General features: G+C 58.9%; 18 protein-coding genes. 8 read left to right on the top strand and 10 right to left on the bottom strand.

Translation table 11 applies throughout. From position 1 onward, the window contains the following. Nucleotides 1-127: 127 nt before the first annotated feature. Nucleotides 128-253, bottom strand: a complete 126-nt coding sequence (locus AB3Y40_RS07965; protein ID WP_369438260.1) for a hypothetical protein — start codon at nt 251-253, stop codon at nt 128-130. Beyond that, complete coding sequence (locus tag AB3Y40_RS07960) at nt 250-2,064, bottom strand: extracellular solute-binding protein (RefSeq protein WP_369438259.1); 1,815 nt, start codon at nt 2,062-2,064, stop codon at nt 250-252. The genes AB3Y40_RS07965 and AB3Y40_RS07960 overlap by 4 nt, the downstream gene beginning before the upstream one ends. A 344-nt stretch (nt 2,065-2,408) precedes the next feature. Between AB3Y40_RS07960 and AB3Y40_RS07955 the strand changes: the two genes are divergently transcribed. From AB3Y40_RS07955 to AB3Y40_RS07945, 3 genes are all read left to right on the top strand, one after another. After that, the gene (locus AB3Y40_RS07955; RefSeq protein ID WP_369438258.1) at nt 2,409-3,578 is read left to right on the top strand and encodes a calcium-binding protein; all 1,170 of its coding nucleotides are present in this window, start codon (nt 2,409-2,411) and stop codon (nt 3,576-3,578) included. A 112-nt stretch (nt 3,579-3,690) separates the two neighbouring features. Continuing rightward, entirely contained in the window at nt 3,691-4,464 is a 774-nt protein-coding gene (locus tag AB3Y40_RS07950) for a 3-hydroxybutyrate dehydrogenase (RefSeq protein WP_369439622.1), read from the top strand. 109 nt (nt 4,465-4,573) lie between these two features. Further along, nucleotides 4,574-5,605 (top strand): patatin-like phospholipase family protein, encoded by a 1,032-nt coding sequence (locus AB3Y40_RS07945; protein WP_369438257.1) that lies wholly within the window; start codon nt 4,574-4,576, stop codon nt 5,603-5,605. 5 nt (nt 5,606-5,610) lie between these two features. Here the strand turns inward: AB3Y40_RS07945 and AB3Y40_RS07940 are convergent, their stop codons facing one another. The 5 genes from AB3Y40_RS07940 to AB3Y40_RS07920 all read right to left on the bottom strand — a co-directional run bounded on the left by AB3Y40_RS07940 (nt 5,611) and on the right by AB3Y40_RS07920 (nt 9,656). Next, nucleotides 5,611-6,210 carry a LysE/ArgO family amino acid transporter gene (locus AB3Y40_RS07940; protein WP_369438256.1) on the bottom strand — a complete coding sequence of 200 codons (600 nt, stop codon included), beginning with the start codon at nt 6,208-6,210 and terminating at the stop codon, nt 5,611-5,613. Continuing rightward, nucleotides 6,203-6,928, bottom strand: coding sequence for a DUF502 domain-containing protein (locus AB3Y40_RS07935; RefSeq protein WP_369438255.1), 726 nt, complete (start codon nt 6,926-6,928; stop codon nt 6,203-6,205). The genes AB3Y40_RS07940 and AB3Y40_RS07935 overlap by 8 nt, the downstream gene beginning before the upstream one ends. Nucleotides 6,929-6,998: 70 nt before the next feature. Continuing rightward, on the bottom strand, nt 6,999-7,913 hold the full coding sequence (locus AB3Y40_RS07930; protein ID WP_369438254.1) for a pseudouridine-5'-phosphate glycosidase: 915 nt from the start codon (nt 7,911-7,913) through the stop codon (nt 6,999-7,001). Then, on the bottom strand, nt 7,910-8,803 hold the full coding sequence (locus AB3Y40_RS07925) for a PfkB family carbohydrate kinase (protein WP_369438253.1): 894 nt from the start codon (nt 8,801-8,803) through the stop codon (nt 7,910-7,912). Before AB3Y40_RS07925 ends, AB3Y40_RS07930 begins: the two co-directional genes overlap by 4 nt. A 52-nt stretch (nt 8,804-8,855) precedes the next feature. Continuing rightward, nucleotides 8,856-9,656: a DUF4198 domain-containing protein gene (locus AB3Y40_RS07920; protein WP_369438252.1), complete on the bottom strand. Its 801-nt coding sequence runs from the start codon at nt 9,654-9,656 to the stop codon at nt 8,856-8,858. 46 nt (nt 9,657-9,702) lie between these two features. Between AB3Y40_RS07920 and AB3Y40_RS07915 the strand changes: the two genes are divergently transcribed. From AB3Y40_RS07915 to AB3Y40_RS07895, 5 genes are all read left to right on the top strand, one after another. After that, nucleotides 9,703-10,989 (top strand): HupE/UreJ family protein, encoded by a 1,287-nt coding sequence (locus tag AB3Y40_RS07915; protein ID WP_369438251.1) that lies wholly within the window; start codon nt 9,703-9,705, stop codon nt 10,987-10,989. A gap of 102 nt (nt 10,990-11,091) precedes the next feature. Then, a complete protein-coding gene (locus AB3Y40_RS07910; RefSeq protein WP_369438250.1) occupies nt 11,092-11,658 on the top strand; it encodes a GNAT family N-acetyltransferase in 567 nt (188 codons plus the stop codon). A 250-nt stretch (nt 11,659-11,908) separates the two neighbouring features. After that, nucleotides 11,909-12,697 carry a 30S ribosomal protein S2 gene (gene rpsB / locus AB3Y40_RS07905; RefSeq protein ID WP_369438249.1) on the top strand — a complete coding sequence of 263 codons (789 nt, stop codon included), beginning with the start codon at nt 11,909-11,911 and terminating at the stop codon, nt 12,695-12,697. Between the two features lie 82 nt (nt 12,698-12,779). Next, nucleotides 12,780-13,652 (top strand): translation elongation factor Ts, encoded by an 873-nt coding sequence (tsf, locus tag AB3Y40_RS07900; RefSeq protein ID WP_369438248.1) that lies wholly within the window; start codon nt 12,780-12,782, stop codon nt 13,650-13,652. Nucleotides 13,653-13,789: 137 nt separating this feature from the next. Next, nucleotides 13,790-15,481: a hypothetical protein gene (locus AB3Y40_RS07895; protein ID WP_369438247.1), complete on the top strand. Its 1,692-nt coding sequence runs from the start codon at nt 13,790-13,792 to the stop codon at nt 15,479-15,481. Nucleotides 15,482-15,772: 291 nt separating this feature from the next. Here AB3Y40_RS07895 and AB3Y40_RS07890 read toward each other — a convergent pair whose 3' ends face one another. The 3 genes from AB3Y40_RS07890 to AB3Y40_RS07880 form a co-directional block, all read right to left on the bottom strand. Further along, nucleotides 15,773-16,537, bottom strand: coding sequence for a LuxR family transcriptional regulator (locus AB3Y40_RS07890; protein ID WP_369438246.1), 765 nt, complete (start codon nt 16,535-16,537; stop codon nt 15,773-15,775). Continuing rightward, on the bottom strand, nt 16,534-16,980 hold the full coding sequence (gene aroQ / locus AB3Y40_RS07885) for a type II 3-dehydroquinate dehydratase (protein WP_369438245.1): 447 nt from the start codon (nt 16,978-16,980) through the stop codon (nt 16,534-16,536). Before aroQ ends, AB3Y40_RS07890 begins: the two co-directional genes overlap by 4 nt. A 100-nt stretch (nt 16,981-17,080) precedes the next feature. Next, nucleotides 17,081-18,115: a phosphotransferase family protein gene (locus tag AB3Y40_RS07880; protein WP_369438244.1), complete on the bottom strand. Its 1,035-nt coding sequence runs from the start codon at nt 18,113-18,115 to the stop codon at nt 17,081-17,083. Nucleotides 18,116-18,121: the final 6 nt, after the last annotated feature.

Below are 18,121 nucleotides of genomic sequence, written 5' to 3'. Positions count from 1 at the left end.
AACGGATGTGTGACGACGGGTCGCGTCAGCGGCCCGTGTGCGGGTAAGCGGCTTTGCTTGCAAAATTGCGGCCGTCACCGGGTGGCCATGGCGCGCCAGCCTTTCATAAAGCCAAAGCCTCCAGCCCTTAGATCACCATGTCCGCTGCACCCAAGACCACCTGACCGCCGGTGATCGCGGCGTTACCGACGACCCGTGCAGGGGTGCAGGCGCTGGCCGCAAGGAGCGCGGCCAGCAAGAGCAGGCGGATCACTCTTCCCACCACCAGACGTCTGGCTGCCAGCCGGGCCAATCACCAAAGATGGGCAGGGGTTCGGGGAATTTCAGCTCTTTGACGTGGGCCAGACGGCTGATGTTCCACTGGTAGATCGGGATCACGTAGCGGCCAGAGGTCAGGACACGATCAAGGGCCTGCACGGCGGCAACAAAGTCATCCTGGCTGTCAGAGGTCAGCAGCCGTTCGATCATCGCGTCAACGGCAGGGGACTGCACGCCCATCAGGTTGCGCGAACCGGGTGTCTCGGCCGCCTCCATCCCGTAATAGGCGTATTGTTCGTTGCCCGGTGAGAGCGACACGCCACGCCGATAGTAGGTCATGTCAAAGTCGAAGGCGTCGGTGCGTTCCTTGAATTGAGCGCTGTCGACGGATTGTACGTCAACGGTCACACCGATGCGTTCGAGGCTGCGCGCGAACATGTCGATGATCGCGGCATTCTCAGACGAGCCCGATTTCAGGAGAATCTCAAATGTGAAGGGATTGCCATCAGCATCCTTCATCACGCCATCCTGAATGGTGTAGCCTGCGGCCTCCATCATTTCGAGAGCCTTAGCAGTGCCAGCGCGGTTGCGTTCAGAGCCGTCACCAACAGGCAGGCTATAACCCTCGATCGCACCGGGGGTGAGGTCGGCGGCGAAGGGTTCAAGGAATTCCAGCACACGGCCGGAAGCCGCGTCGTGGGACATGCCGAGCGGTGAGTTTGACCAATAGGATGTGATGCGCGGTTGCTGGCTGCCGGTCATCGCTTCGTTGATGAATTCAAAATTGAAGGCCTGAATCATCGCGTCGCGGACCTGCCAATCGGTGAATTGGTCGCGGCGGGTGTTCATCACAAATCCGGTCATGCCCGAGGGGCGCTGATGCGGCAGGACGAATTTGACCACGTCGCCGGATTCGGTGGCGGGGAAGTTGTACTGGCTTTCCCATTTGGCCACGTTGAATTCGCGGTTGGAATTGACGATGCCGGTTTTGAACGCCTCAAACGCGGCGGTTTCGTCGCCGAAAAATTCCAGCCGGATTTCATCCAGGTTTGCGGTGCCGCGCCGGAAAGGGATGTCAGCGCCCCAGTAGTCGGGGTTCCGGGTCAATGAAATGAAGCGTCCGGCGTCGAATTCACTAACGACGTAGGGCGATGAGGTGATTGGCACGATATCAAGGCCGCTTTCGGCAAAATCGACACCGTCCCACTGCGCCTTTTTCAGGATCGGGCGCAGACCGGCCAGAAGTGCGAGTTCCCGGTCGGCGGTGTTGAATTCAAAGCGCACGACGCCGGGGCGCACCTCTGTCAGGCTGGCGACCTTGCCCCAGAACCCGCGATAGCGCCCGTGGCCTTCGGTGCCGAGTGTTTCGAACGACCAGATCACATCTTCGGCGGTGACCGGGCTGCCATCAGAGAATCGGGCGTCCGGATTAAGGGTAAATTCGACCCATTCGCGATTCGGTCCGGTTTCGATCCCGGAGGCCAGAACCCCGTAAAGCGAGAAGGGTTCATCGAGCGTGCGGCCCATCAGGCTTTCGCCGATCAAGAAGCGCAACTGCCAGTGAACAGAGCCTTTTTGGATGTAGGGGTTCATGCTGTCAAAGCTGCCAACGGCCGATGTCACGATACGGCCGCCCTTGGGCGCATCGGGATTTACATAGGGCAGTGACACAAAATCAGGTGGCAGTGCGGGTTCGCCATACATAGCTATGCCATGCTGCGGTTCGGCCTGTGCGGCGCTTGCGGCCAGAACGAACACTGCGGTGGCGGTCAGTCGGCTGATCTGATGGAAAATGTCTATGCGCATTTTGGCAACAATCCCTTTGGTCCCTGTGTGCTTGGACTTTGAGCGTAAAGAGGGTTGCGAGCCTTTTCAAACTTTTAGCTTGGCTGCGCGCAAGTCATTGCTTATAACGGGGGGCACTGCTCGATAGGTTTCTTGCCTGTATGAAACCTGCCTCAATAACTTAACGCCAGCTTCGTGCTGGCGTTTTTTTTGGGTTTTGGGGACGGGCATCTTCCTGATCTGGTTTGTGTCACTTGTGCAGTAATTGCGACAGCGTGGCGGCAATTGCGAATTGCGGGCTTTGGACGTTGACCCCATTACGCGGTCTGGTCAGATTGAGGCAAAATCAACCGGGAGAGACCTGAATGGCATTGATGAGTTTTGCGACCACACCGACCTTTTACCGTGTGGGTGAGATTGTAGATGGTTTTACGGGGGTGCACATTTTTGGCACCGGTATGACCTATGTGACGGACCCCACCACCGGGGTCGATGTACCGGTCACTGGCACGGTAACCTCCATGCGGTTCTATCTTGACGGGATCGCCGTTGTCGCGATGCGGGATTTGCCGGTGACGAGTATCCCGCTTCTGGCCGCGGACATTGGTGATATTTTGGCCGTGCTTGACAGTGGCGACCCCGCGGATGCATTTGATGCGGTCTTTGAAGCCTTCGAAGGGGCGACATTTGTCGACCTGGCATTGGGTAATCTGACAGGCTCTGATTCAAGCGATGATATCTTGCAGGCGCGGGCCAGCGGCGGCGACCTTTTTGGCGAAGGCGGCGATGATGAGCTGCGCGGGAGCGCAGGTGAAGACGGTTTGTTCGGCGGTGCGGGCAATGACGCGCTTTTCGGCGGTGCCAATGGTGACTTTATGTCCGGCGAGGAAGGTGACGATCTGATCAATGCCGGGTCCGGCAACGATTTTGTGTTCTTTCTGGAAGGCGAAGATGAAGTTCGCGCAGGCGCGGGTGATGACGTTGTGTTTGCCGGTGATATCTTTTCCTCGTCCTTTGGGGCGACGGGCGACGATATTGTCTTTGGCGGCTCTGGCAATGATGAGCTGTACATGTCTGATGGCGACGACCGGATCTTTGGGGGCGCGAACGATGATTCCATCTACACCGGCGGTGGCCGCGACGTGGTGCGCGGAGGATCAGGCAATGATGAGATTCTCTTTGGCACCGGCCAGAACCAGATTTTTGGCGGTTCGGGCGAGGACGTCTTTCTCTTTGAAGGGGCCGAAATTTTCGAAGGCGACTCTGTGGTGCGTAACGCCGGCGATATCTCGACGATCCGAGATTTTGATGCCGGTGACGACGTCATCGTGCAGTCTTCGATTGGGGTAGGCTTAGGCGGTCCTTCGGATGCTACGACAGAGCTGGCGGCTTTTCTGGCACAGGCGAGCGAAGTGGGCGATGATGTCCTGTGGACCGATGCGGTCAGCGGTCAGCGGGTTCTGATCAAGGATCTGGAACTGTCAGACCTGAGCATTGACAACTTTGCCTATGGCGCACCGCTGGTGGCGCTCTGATCTGAACGGGGGCGGTGTGACCGCCCCCTTTTCCTGACGCCATTTTCGCAAAGGGGCATGTTCTTTCGCAGTTGCAGCATTATACTGTTGTGAAAGCGCAAGGAGCATGGCCATGACATTTGCAGGCAAAACGGCAGTTATCACCGGATCAAACTCTGGCATCGGGCTGGGCATCGCGCGGGAACTGGCCCGTGCGGGCGCGGACGTGGTGCTGAATTCCTATACCGATCGAGATGAGGACCACGCCTTGGCAGAGGGCATCGCATCCGAATTCGGCGTGAAGGCGACATATGTCGGGGCGGATATGTCCAAGGGCGAGGACTGCCGCCGGTTGATTGCCGAAGCAGGGCGCTGCGATATTCTTGTGAACAACGCTGGCATTCAACATGTTGCAGCGGTGCAGGATTTCCCCAGCGACAAATGGGATGCGATCATTGCGATCAACATGTCCTCGGCTTTTCACACCACGGCCGCCGCGATCACTGCGATGCGCGAGAACGGCTGGGGCCGGATTATCAATATTGCAAGCGCGCATGGGTTGCGTGCGAGCCCCTTCAAATCGGCCTATGTCACGGCCAAACACGGGGTTGTTGGCATGACCAAGGTCATTGCACTTGAGACCGCCAAGGAACCGATCACCGCCAATGCGATTTGTCCGGGCTATGTGCTGACCCCGCTGGTCGAGGCGCAGATCCCGGCCACGGCCAAGGAATACGGCATCTCGGAGGATGAGGCGATTGAGAAGGTGATCCTGGCCAAACAGCCGTCCAAGGATTTTGTCACGGTCGCGCAATTGGCGGGCATCGTTACCTTTTTGTGCTCGGACGCGGCAGCACAGATCACCGGCACGGCGATAGCCGCGGATGGTGGCTGGACCGCACAATGACAAAGCGACAGGGGGCCAGCCCCTTCGTCAGTGTCTCTGGGACCAAGTGCGAGGCAATGGACAAAGCCCTCGAGGTATTTCCGGCCAGAAGAAACAGGGGACCGCAGTGGTGAAACGGATCAATCTGGCCTTGCAAGGTGGCGGCGCACACGGGGCGTTCACCTGGGGCGTGCTGGATCGGTTTTTGCAGGACGAAGAGATCGAGATCGCCGCGATTTCAGGTACTTCGGCAGGGGCATTGAATGCAGCGGCGCTGAAGGCAGGGATGATTGAAGATGGTCGTGCGGGTGCGCGCGCCAATCTGGACTGGCTGTGGGGGCAGGTGGGTGCGATCACCGATGAGGGGCTGTCGGCCTGGGTCGGGGCCTGGGGTGCAACGGCGCCGTTCTGGGCCAAGGCGATGGAATATTCGCTGCCGTATCAGGGATTTGACCTGACGACGCGACTGTTTTCACCTTACGTCTACGGGCCGCTGATGCAAAATCCGTTGCGGCGGATCGTCGAGCAGTTCAGCTATGACAAGGTCTGCGCCAACGAAGGGCCGTTGATCCATATCTGTGCCACGAATGTGCGCAGTGGTAAGATCCGGGTGTTTCAGGGCGAGGAGATCTCGCCGGAGGTGATCCTTGCCTCGGCCTGCCTTCCCAGCCTGTTTCAGGCGGTGGAGTTTGTGGACCCCAAGACCGGCAAGGAAGAGGCGTTCTGGGATGGGGGTTACACCGGGAACCCGGCGCTGTTTCCGCTGTTTGAACCGGCGCTGCCGGATGACATTTTGATCGTGAATATCAACCCGCTGCACCGCGAGGACCTGCCGCGCGACAGTCAGGCGATTGCCAATCGGATCAATGAGATCAGTTTCAATTCGTCGCTGCTGCGCGAGCTGCGCGCGATTGATTTCGTCCGCAGGCTGATTGCGGATGGCAAGGTGCAAAAGGGCGCGATGAAGAATGTGCTGGTACATATGATTGCCGACGATGACCTGATGAACGATCTGAATGTGGCGACCAAGACCATTCCCAATGCGGTTGTGCTGGGGCGACTGAAAGCAGCCGGGCAACAGGCAGCAGAGCAGTTTTTGGCCACACATAAGGGCGCGCTGAACAAGCGCAGCACTGTCGATCTGGAGGCGATGTTTGCCTGAACTTTCTACAGGATAAGTTTCAGGGCCAGCGCCCACATCACCAGCCCAATGATCACATCAAGGATGCGCCATGACCGGGCCGATTGCATGATCGGTGTCAAAAGCCGCGCGCCATAGCCCAGCCCGAAGAAAAAGACGAAGGACGAGGTGACCGCGCCTGCGCCAAATGCAAGCTTGGCGTTCCCCAGATAGGCCGTTGAGATGGCACCGATCAGCGCCAGCGTGTCCAGATAGACATGCGGGTTCAGCCATGTGAAGGCGGCCCCGGTGGCGAGCGTCGCCCAGAGCCCTTTGGACTGGCCACCCATTTGCATGTCATAGACACCCAGCCACGCGGCGCGCAGGCGCAGCGCGCCGTAGGCAAAGAGAAATGCAGCCCCACCCCAAGCCATGAACTGCGGCAGGCTGGGGTATTGCGCGACAAGCACACCAAAGCCCAGCACACCTGCGGTGATCAGGATCGCATCAGAGACAGCGCAAAGCAGGCACAGCCAGAACACGTGTTGTCGCATGAGACCTTGGCGCAACACAAAGGCGTTCTGCGCGCCGATGGCGAGGATCAGGGCAAAGGCGGTGGCAAACCCGGTCGCGGCGGCGCTAAGCATCAGGTGGCGTGGTCGGGTCTTTGCCGTTTGGATAGACAAGGCCCGCAGAGATCACGAGTTTTGCCGCATCCTCGACCGTCATGTCGAGTTCGATCACATCCGCGCGCGGCAGGAACAGTAAGAAGCCCGAGGTGGGGTTTGGTGTTGTGGGGAGGAAGACGGTGACAATCTCGCCATCGCCGGGCAGCTTGGCTTTGATTTCGCCTTTCGCGTTGGTCGAGATGAAGGCGATGGCCCAGATGCCTTTGCGCGGGTATTCGATCAGGCAGGCCTTATCAAAGGACGTGTCGCGCTGCGAAAACACGGTTTCGGCGATTTGCTTGACGCCATTGTAGATCGACCGGACGACGGGCATCCGGTCGACGATCCGTTCAGCCCACCGCAGAAAGCTGCGGCCGATCAGGCCCTTGCCGAGCCAACCCACGACAACAGTGAAGATCAGGAAGATCACCACGCCGATGCCGCGGACGTTGACGTTGATCGGGTCCGCGCCTTCGGGCACCAAATAGCGGTTCACCAGTGCTTCGGGCTGGTAGTAGTCGGGCACAAAAGGCCAGACCCAGCTGTCGATCCAGCCGACAACGGTGTAGATCAGCCAGAAGGTCATCCCGATGGGGGCGACGATGATCAGACCCGCCAGAAAGTTGCTGCGCAGTCGCGAAAACAGGCCCGGGCGGCGCAGGCGAGTGGTGTCCGGGTGATCAGGGTCGTTTTGCATCGTGTCTTTCGCGCGAAATCCTGAAGCTCATGTAAGCGGCGCAACCCGCGGCCACAAGCTTTGACGTGGATCAGCCGGTGTTGCGCACCATTTCGGCAGCAATTGCGGCGCCAAGACGTGCATTGTTCAACACAAGCGCAATGTTGGATTGCAAGGACCGGCCTTCGGTGAGGTGAAATATCCGATCCAGCAGGAAGGGCGTGACCGATTTTGCGCTGATCCCTTGCGCGTCTGCTTCGGCCAGGGCCTTGGCGATGATCGGGGCGAGGGTCGCGGCGGGAATCTCGTCCGTTGCGGGGATCGGGTTGCAGACGAGTTGGCCGCCTGCAAGGCCCATCGCGGTGCGGGTTTGCTGCGCGCGCGCGATGGCAGCGGCGTCATCCATGCGCAGGGGGGCGGCCACGTCAGAGCTGCGCGACCAGAAAGCGGGCAGCATGTCCTGACCGTAAGCGATGACTGGCACACCAAGGGTTTCAAGGACTTCGAAGGTTTTGGGCAAGTCCAGAATGGCTTTGGCCCCAGCCGCAACGACGGTCACCGGCGTTTGCGCCAGTTCCTGCAGGTCTGCAGAGATGTCAAAGCTGTGCTCGGCCCCGCGATGGACGCCGCCAATGCCGCCGGTGGCAAAGACGGAGATACCGGCCAGATCGGCGGCGATCATTGTGGCGGCCACGGTTGTGGCCCCGGTGCCGCCTTGGGCGATGCAGGCGGCCATGTCGGCGCGGCTGAGTTTGGCGACATCCTGTGCCGTGGCCAATGCGTCCAGCTGCGCAGGTTCCAGCCCGATGTGCAATTGCCCGTCCAGCACGGCGATTGTGGCGGGGGTGGCACCGTGAGCACGCACCTCTGCCTCGACCAGCTTGGCGGTTTCGACGTTCTGCGGGTAGGGCATCCCGTGGGTGATGATCGTGCTTTCAAGGGCGACGATGGGGGTGCCTGCGGCACGGGCGGCGGCGACTTCGGCGCTATAAGTAAGGGGGATCACAGGGGGGTCTCTCCGGAAACGTAGGTGGCGGCGGCTTGTAGCGCGCGGTGAAGGGCAGATGCGCGGTCATGGCCCTGCGCCTCTGACGCGATATGGGCGGCCATGAAAGTGTCGCCCGCGCCGGTTACGCGGGTCACAAGGACGTCGGGCGGTGTTTGGGTGATGATGTCGCCTGCGGTCCCTTCGGAAGCGGATTTCCCACCATCCGTGACCAGCACCCGATGCGCGCCGCGGTGCATCAGGCCAGCTGCGGCACTTGTGGAAGTGTCAAAGGTGGTTTGGCAGAGCAGCCCCGCCTCTTCGAGGTTCACATAGAGCGTGGTGGCCGGGCGGTTCATCAGGGTCAGCAGGCGTTCGGCCTTGCCCGGTGAGGCGGGGGCGACGCGCAGGTCGCAACCTTTAAAAAGCGGAGAGGTGGCAATGGTTTGCAGCACATCAACGGTCAGGTTGCCGTCAAGGGCGATGGGGCCTGGAAAGGGTTCACCTTCGCGCGCGATGGCCCCATTGCGCAGGGGTTGCAGGATGCGCAGGCCTGCCGCCTCGAGCGAATGCGCGTCAGCGATGGCGGCGATCAGCCCGTTGGCCCCCTCGATGGCCATGTAAACGTCGGTGGGCAAGTCTTCAGAGCGATAGACATGATCGCAGATCAGGCCCATGCGGCGCGCCTCTGTCATCAGTTCTTCGCCTTCGGCATCGCGGCCAATGGCCGTCAGCAGGGCGGGTTTCATGCCAAAGCGGTGCAGTGTCATGGCGATGTTCATCGCCACGCCGCCGGGCAAGCGGGTGATCCGGCCCGGTACGTCAGAGCCCAGCCGCATATGGCTGGCCGAACGCCCGATCACGTCCCACAGGACCGAACCGATGCAGAGGATATCAGGTTGTTGCGTCATGTCCCCGGTTTGCAGGAGCCAAAGGCGGTCTGCAAGAGGTTGGTTGCGGGTCTTAGCCCGGTACACCCCAGGTCAGGTTGGCCCAAAGCGTTTCCCAGACCGCGCGGGTATCGGCCGCCACAGAGGCGTTTGGTTCGCGCAGCACCACGGCATCGGCCATATAGCTGTGGCCGGTTTTGACCGGCACGGTGGCGATGCCTTGGGCATCGGTGCGCACCAGAAAGATGTTCACGGCGCCGCTGGCCGATTTCTCGAATATCTCGATCTGTTCATTGGCCCGCACGTCCTGACGGTAGAAAAGTTGCAACCGCATCCCTGACGACAGGTCATCGGTATAGGGGTTGGTCAGGGCCACGATTTCGGTTTCCAATCCGGTGCGCACATCGCTGCCCGCGGCATCACCGACGCCGATCAGGGATTTGGAATAGCGGGAATAGACTTCGATGAAATTCGCCTCTGGCAGTCCGCGGGCGCGGTGCCGGGTCAGCACATCGCCCAGATCCTTGTGATCGACGAAATTCTGAAATTTCTCCCAGGTTTCATAGTCCACCGTGGCGTTGCGGGATTGGTAGGCGATCACATGCAGACCTTCAGGCGTAGCAGGTGCATCAAGGGCGGGCGTATCGCCGGGGCGGCCTGACACATTGGCGACCTTACCACCGGCAAAATCCACAAAGTGCGCGAACCGTTGCGGGAGATAGGGTTGCCGGTTGCCCGCAAATTCCTGCCCATTGACAACATCGGCAATCATTCTACCGTCCGGCGCAACTTGATAGGCTTGCGGTTCGATCCAAAATTCGTGCGCCACGAGCGGTGTAGAAAGCAGTGCAAAAACAATGGCGAACAGACGCATGAGATTTTCCTTTTTGTTAGCTTCAAGGGTGGCACTGGCATGGGTAATGTCAAGCGCGATGCTGGTCTGGATCACGCTGGCGTCATCTGCGCAGGCCCACGAGGTGCTGCCGACGATTGCCGATATGCGCAAAGAAGGCGACAGCCTCGTTTTTGACATGCGCCTGTCGATGGAGAGCTTCATTGCCGGGATCGATCAGGACAGCGTGCTGGATACGGATGCGACACCGCAAGCGGCCGATTATGACAGGCTGCGGGCGTTGGAACCGGCAGAGTTGCAAGCCGCATTCGCAGCGTTCTGGCCGCAGATGGCCGCACGGATCAGTGTGACCGCTGATGATGTCCCGCTTGATCTAACGTTGGTCGAGGCACTTGCCGGGGATGTGGGCGATGTGGATCTGGCGCGCGCCTCAGCCATTCGGGTGGCCGCTGCATTGCCGCAAGGGGCCGAGACGGTGTCTTTTGCATGGGACCGCAGCTTTGGCACCATGGTGTTGCGGCAGGTTGATGTGCCTGCACCCTATGATGGTTACTTGCAATCGGGTGCGGCCACTGGGCCGATCCCACTGGCGGGCGGCGCGCAATTAGGGCCGATGCAGACCTTTGTCAACTATATCCCTGTTGGCTTTGATCATATCGTGCCACTTGGGCTAGATCATATCCTGTTTGTGCTGGGGCTGTTTTTCCTGTCCACACGCATGGGGCCGCTCTTGTGGCAGGTCAGTGCCTTTACGCTGGCGCATACGATCACGTTGGCGCTGGCGGCGTTGGGTTATGTCACCGTTCCGGGCAGCATTGTTGAGCCGCTGATCGCGTTGTCGATTGTCTATGTTGCGGTTGAAAACCTGTTCACGGACGGTTTGTCACGCTGGCGACCGTTCATTATCTTTGGATTTGGTCTGCTGCACGGGCTTGGCTTTGCCTCTGTCCTTGCCGAGTTCGGATTGCCAGAGGGGACGTTTGTGCCGGCGCTGATCGGGTTCAACATCGGTGTTGAAATCGGCCAGTTGGCGGTGATCGGCGTGGCCTATGTCTGTGTCATGAAGGCAATTGATCATAGCGACGCCGGAACTGAGAGCCGCACGGCGGCTGCCGTTTATCTGGCGCTGATGGTGGCTGTGATCGCACTGATCATCCCGATCTCTGGCATGGCGCCAGATCTGGTGGCGGCCATGGTGCCATTGATCGCAACGGTTGCCATTTTGTTGGGGCTGTCGGCGGCATCGGTTGTGGTTGGCCGCTTTGACAGTTATCGCCAAATGGTGGCGATGCCGGGGTCGATCCTGATCGCTGTTGTAGCGGCTTATTGGTGTGTGGAGCGCGTTTTCCTGTGAACCTTCGCCAGACCGTAAGTCCGAAAAGGCTGGAATTCCTTACCTTGTGAAAGCGCTTTGGTCCGCCAATATCGGAGGCGGGACGTTGTAAGGGAGCTGACAATGACCATTTGTCTGCGACCAGCGACACGCGCTGACGCACAGGACATCGCCGCATTTGCGGATGTCTCAAGCGATGGGCTGATTTCAACCTTGTGGGCACGCAAGACAGATCTCAGCCAGTCGCCCTTGGAATACGGCTGTGCGCAGGTGTCACAGGATGAGGGCAGCCTGTCTTGGCGACATGCGACATTGGCCGTCGATGGCGACCGTGTGGTTGGCGTGGTGATGACCGATCAGCTGGCCCATCGCCCCGCCGAGATCACCAGCGAAACCCATCCCATCTTGCGTCCGTTGATCCGGTTGGAGAACGAGGCGCGGGATACCCGGACCATCTCTGCCCTCGCCGTCATGCCCGACGTGCGGCGACAAGGTGTTGCCCGCGCCCTGCTTGGCGCTGCCGAAGACGGCGTCGGGGCTGCGGGTATGTCAGTGATCCTGGCCGATCAGAATGCTTCTGCGCTGCAGTTTTTTGCCCGGCAGGGCTATGAAACACGGGCGACCCTGCCGATGGTAAAGGCGGATTGGGAAACCCAAAGCAGTGCGTGGAACTTGCTGCGCAAGCCCTGATGCGGCTTGCCAGACGTGGGTCGCGTAAATTGGGGAGAGTTTCCGTGCCGCGTGGTCAAACGGACCCGCCCTCGCGTGCTTGTTTTTCCTAACGTTTCTGCGCTTGCCAAGTCCTATTGGCCGGTCTATACGGCGCGCACTTAATCCCACAGGCGGGGGCGGGTCAGAGGGGGAGACATCCCTGATGATCCACCGGTTGGGCCACTTGGTCTAATTCCCCGCTGAGGCTGAAACCGGAAAAGGAAAAGACATGGGCTTACCTGAGTTCACCATGCGCCAACTGCTTGAAGCAGGCGTACACTTTGGTCACCAGACCGCACGCTGGAACCCCAAGATGGGCCAGTACATCTACGGATCCCGCAACGGCATTCATATCATGGACCTCACCCAGACGGTCCCGCTGCTGGATCAGGCGTTGCAAGCCATTCGCGACACCGTTGCCAAGGGTGGCCGCATTCTGTTCGTTGGCACCAAGCGTCAGGCCGCCAAGCCGATTGCTGAAGCAGCAGAGAAATCTGCACAGTTCTACATGAACCACCGCTGGTTGGGTGGCACGCTGACCAACTGGCAGACCGTGTCGCAGTCGATCGGTCGCCTCAAGGCGATTGACGAAGCATCCTCGACCGGGTTCGCAGGCCTGACCAAGAAAGAGCGTCTTGGCATGGAGCGTGAGCAGGGCAAATTGCAAGCCTCGCTGGGCGGGATCGCCGAGATGGGTGGCACACCTGATCTGTTGTTCGTCATCGACGTCAACAAGGAAGACCTGGCCATTGCCGAAGCCAAAAAGCTGGGCATCCCGGTTGTTGCTATTGTCGACACCAACTGCTCGCCCGAAGGCGTGGATTACATCATTCCTGGCAACGACGACGCAGCCCGCGCCATTGCGCTTTACTGCGATCTGGCCGCACGTGCAGCCCTAGATGGCATGTCCGCCCAACTGGGTGCGGCAGGCGTCGACATGGGTGCGATGGAAGAGCTGGCCGAGGAAGCCGTGGCTGAAGAAGCCGCAGAAGCCCCGGCAGAAGCCACCGCAGATTAAGCGTCACACGCTTGTCACATCGACCGGGCAGGGCGTGTTCGCGCCCGCCCGGCACATATGATTATTCTCAAGGAGAGATGACATGGCTATCACCGCTGCAATGGTGAAAGAACTGCGCGAAGCAACCGGCGCAGGCATGATGGACGCCAAGAAGGCGTTGACCGAAAACGACGGCGACATGGAAGCTGCAACCGACTGGCTGCGCACCAAAGGTCTGGCGAAGGCCGCCAAGAAGTCTGGCCGCACCGCAGCAGAGGGCCTTGTGGCCGTGGCTGTATCCGGTGGCAAGGGTGTTGCTGTCGAAGTGAACTCTGAAACTGACTTCGTTGGCAAGAACGCCGACTTTCAGGCCATGGTTGCGAAGATTGCAAACGCCGCGCTGGGTGTGAACGACATCGACGCGCTGAAGGCTGCAGACATCGACGGCAAGACGGTTGAGCAGACCGTGACCGACGCGGTTGCTGTGATCGGCGAGAACATGTCCGTGCGCCGGATGGCGGCATTGGAAGGTGCGTCTGTTGTAACTTACGTGCACAACGCGGCTGCCACCGACATGGGCAACATCGGTGTGCTGGTCGCCATGACCGGCGACAACGAAGCCTTTGGCCGTCAGGTTGCGATGCACATCGCAGCCACCAACCCGGCTGCCCTGAATGAAGCTGATCTGGACCCGGCGATGGTTGAGAAGGAAAAGCAAATTCAGATGGATATCGCCCGCGAATCCGGCAAGCCTGAGCAGGTCATCGAGAAGATGATCATCGGTCGGATGAAAAAGTACATGTCCGAGATCACGCTGGTGAATCAGTCCTTCGTGGTGAACCCCGATCTGACCGTGGGTGCCGCAGCCGCCGAAGCCGGTGTCGAGATCACCGGGTTCGTGCGTCTTGAAAAGGGCGAAGGCATTGAGGTTGTGGCAGAAGATTTTGCCGCCGAAGTGGCCAAGCTGAACGGTTAACACCGGCTTTTCAAAACCAGTTTAAGGCCCGTCACCTATGTGGCGGGCCTTTTTGCTGTTGCTGCCCCCTTCGTGCCGCAATCCCGGCCCAATAACGGGGTAATCCTAACGCCATATCAAGCGTTTAGGACTTACACATGCCGCAGATTATTACCCAGACCGACACCGATGACCTTTTTGATTGGTCAACGATTATCACGCAGATCGCTGACAATGGCGACAGGATCCAACGGGATTGGGAATATGACGATGGTTCGATCCGAACGGACATCTATGATGCGGGCGTGATCACCGAAACGCGCAAGTTTGATTCCAGCGCCAACCCCGATGCGAACCCTTGGGATGTGGTGCGGGTCTACTATGACAACGGCGTTATTGTCGGCAGTGAAATCACGTATGATGACACCTCTGCCAAGATCGAGATTTTCGAAAACGGCGTGCGGTCTCAACTGACTGAGTTGGATTCTACGACCGTCCCCGGCACCCGTGATTGGGAGCGGATTGACACCTACTATGATGCCAATGGCGATTTGGCTGGCCGCGAGACGCTCTATGATACGGGCGAGCGACGGTTGGAGACATATGAGTTTGGCGCGTTGTCACAAATCACCCAGCTGGACGAGACAGATGTCCAAGACTGGATCGACATTCAGACCTATTACGACAACGGCCTTATTGCAGGGCAGGTGATCACCTACGATGACGGGCGTGAAGTTGCCCGCAGCTACGATTCCGGCGCGCTGTCGCGCGAGGACCAGTATGACCGCACCGCTGCCGGGGACCCGGCAGGGCAAGAGTGGGAGCGGATCTCGACCTATTATGAGCCGGACGGGGCGCTGGCCGGACGTGAGACAGAGTTCGACGACGGTGTTCTGCGGTTGGACTATTATAGCGATGGCGCGCTGTCGCGTGTGTCACAAACAGACCGTGCAGGCGATGCGCGTATTTGGCAAAGCCACAACACCTATTTTGAGGCCAATGGTGACAAAGCGGGAATCGAGATCGACTATGACGACGGACGATTCGAGACGATCTATTTTTCTGATGGCATCAAATCCCGGCAGGAATTGATTGATCGGACCCAATCCGGCGATCCTGCGGGGCAGGGCTGGGACAGCCAGACCACCTATTTTGAGGTGAACGGCGACAAGGCCTATCGCGAGACACAATTCGACAATGGTGTGCTGAAGCAGGAAACCTTTGACGGTGGCCAGATATTCACGGTTGAACAGTTTGACACCGGCAATGCGAAAACCTGGGATTCAATTGTCATTCGGTATGATGCGCAAGGACGTATCGCCGCCAAGGAGGTGACAAACGACAACGGTTTGTTGCGCGAGGAAACTTTTGTCGACGGCCAACGCTATGAAGTCAACGAGCAAGACACAGGCAACGCCTTTGGCTGGGACTCGCGGCTGACGAGCTATAATGTTGACGAAGGCTATGTGAATGGCAAATTCATCGCGGGCGACAACGGGATCAACACCAGCCTTGGTTATGATCAAGGTGTGCTGTCCGTGCGTGAACAGGCCGACACTTTTGATATTACACCTTGGGATCTACGTGTCCGGGTTTATGGCGACGATGGCAAAGTTGACACGTTCCAGACCAGTTTTGACAACGGCGACCAACGGGTGATTTCATATGCCGAGGACGGCCGCACCCAAGCGATCCGCATTGATCAAGATGGTGACGCATCGCACGAATGGACATTCAAGGTAGTGGATATGCGCGGTGCGACCAATGTGGTCACAACATATGATTCCTTTGATGAGCTGAGCGCCGATTATCAAGATGTACTGAATTTCAGCTACACGGTGTCGATCTAAGCTAACGCATTCAACCAACGAGAAAAAAGGCGCCGCAATCGGGAGAATTGCGGCGCCGTACTCGTTACCCCCGCGCGCAGTCATTGGGATGGGACAGGCGCGCTTTATGCAGGGCCAGGTCAGAGGATCAATTCCCCGTTGCTGGTTTAGTTGCGGACCGGCTTGCCTTGAAATCGCAAGGGTTCCGGCCCGCTGTTCCCTGGCCTAAGGCCACCACTCACGGAACAAGGTAAACGTGCCATTTGACGCCGCGTCATGAAAGTAAGGTAAACCTGACCCTTCGGTCAAAACTCAGTTGTCGACGTCTTCCAGGACGAACATCTGATTATAAAACGCGGCCTTTAGAACGGCCTGCGCTGTGGTCTCGACGTCAAGCGCTTCGCGCGCAAGGCGCAAGTGCTTTTCGACGGTGGCCGGGGTCAGTTCCAGCAGAATCGCGATGTCCTGCGTGGTTTTCCCGTCGCCCACCCATTGCAGCACTTCGCGCTGGCGTTTGGTCAGCGGACGCGCACCGGAATAGGGCAGGGTCAAAAGCTTGAGGTGGAAAATGTTGTTCAGCACGATGAGTTCGTCACCGTGCTTTGCCCAAACCTCTTCCACCTGGTCCTGATTCATGCGTGGGCTGCCCACCAGACCAATGGCACCTTTGCTGCGCTCAGAAACCGAACGGAAACTGATGGTGTAGCCTGCCGTCACTTCGTGTTTCTGGTTGATCTGCAGCACGTTCATCTCACCCGGGGTGAGGTTGCCGGTCTGTGCCAGTTCTTCCATCCAGCGCCAGCTACACGCGCCATTGTTGTTGAGCGCCCACCGCAGCATCGGCGCATGATCGTAATGGGTGTCGGTAAAGAAGCTTTCCATGAACTCAGGACCGTGATTGGTCAAAATGACCCAATCCTGCGGATCGCCAAGCCCATGTGTGGTGCGGTAGCGTGTGTAGCCATAGAGCACACGGTCAAAGCCATAGGATTTCATCAGGCCAACGTGATAGTTCCACAGCTCGTTATCTGTTTTAGCGTTGGTCAGCGCCGCGAGATGGTCCAAAAGCTGAGTCATGCGGCACCGTCCAGATAGTCGCGCATTGCAGTCATCGCCAGTGGGTAGCCTCCTGCGCCAAAGCCGCAGATGACCCCAATGGCCGCTTTGGCGATATAGGATTTGCCTCGGAATTCTTCGCGGGCATGAACGTTGGACAGGTGCAGTTCAATGGTTGGCACTTCGGTCGAGAAAATCGCATCCATCAACGCAATTGACGTATGCGTATAGGCACCGGCATTGAGGATGATCCCAGCATGCACGCCACGTGCGGCATGGATCGCATCGACCAGCGCGCCTTCGTGATTGGATTGTTCAAACGCCACCGCGACACCCAGCGCCTTGGCGTGATTGGCGCAAAGGGTTTCGATCATCGGAAGGGTGGTCGCGCCATAGACCTCTGGCTGGCGCGTACCCAGCAGATTGAGGTTTGGACCATTGAGGATCAGCAGCGACGTGGTCATGGCGGTATCTTTGGCATAATCAGGTTGGGCGTGAAACCAGATTTCGTTTAGATGCCTGTTTTGCGTGTGTTTTGTGTGCCTTTTGCGCCTGTGTGTACCCTTATGGTTTCGCAATCCGGCGCGCGACTTGCGCCAGTGCGGGAATTGCAGCTTGCATCTGGCCAAGATCACCGGGATTCGAGGCGTTACCATCCACCGCACGGCGGATCACGCCCTGAATGATGGCGATGAAGCGAAAATAGCTGAAGGTCAGAAAGAATGGCCAATTGGCAGGCGGCTGGATGCCACGCGCGTTACAATAGGCCGCGATGTAATCCTGTTCGGTCGGGATGCCCAAAGCCGCACGATCCGCATTGCCCAGACCGCGCGCCACACCTTGATTGGGCAATTGCATCCCCATGATCTGATAGGCCAGATCGGCCATTGGATGGCCGATTGTCGAAAGTTCCCAATCGAGCAGCGCCAGAACCGCGGTGCCATCGGGGGCGAACATCAGATTATCAAGCCGGAAGTCGCCGTGCACGATGCTGATCTGGCCGTCATCGTCGGGGATCCGCTCTGCCAGCCAGTCGATCAGCCAGTCGACATCCGCGTTGGGTTTCAATTCGGCGGCGCGGTATTGCTTGGTCCAGCGGCCAACCTGACGCGCAAAGTAGTTGCCGGGCGCCCCAAAGTCTGACAACCCGACCGCCGCCACATCAACGCTGTGCAGGTCGGCCATCACCCGCACCATGTTGTGGTAGATCGCGGTGCGGTCAACGTGGGTCAGGTCAGGCAGGGCAGGGTCCCAGAAAGTGCGGCCTGTGAGCGCCTCCATCACGAAGAACTGTGGGCCCAGAGGGCTTTCATCGCCTGTCAGATGGTACATCTGCGGCACTGGCACGGGAGTGTCACGCAGGGCCTGCATCACGCGGAATTCGCGTGCCACCTGATGGGCGGAGCTGAGCAGCTTTCCCGTCGGCTTGGCGCGAACCACAAAGGCGCGCGCACCGCTGGTGATCCGATAAGTGGGGTTCGATTGGCCGCCGGTGAACCGGGTGATCCCGTCGAGTGTGGTGAAGCCGGGCACATGGGTCGCCAGATAGGTCTGCAGGGTGGTGTGATCGAAGGAATGGCGCAGATCAGCTGTGGTCATGGCAGG

The sequence above is a fragment of the Yoonia sp. R2331 genome, assembly GCF_041103235.1.
In the GTDB taxonomy this organism is placed as follows: Bacteria; Pseudomonadota; Alphaproteobacteria; order Rhodobacterales; family Rhodobacteraceae; genus CANMYO01.
This window is presented reverse-complemented; position numbering and strand designations above follow the sequence as displayed.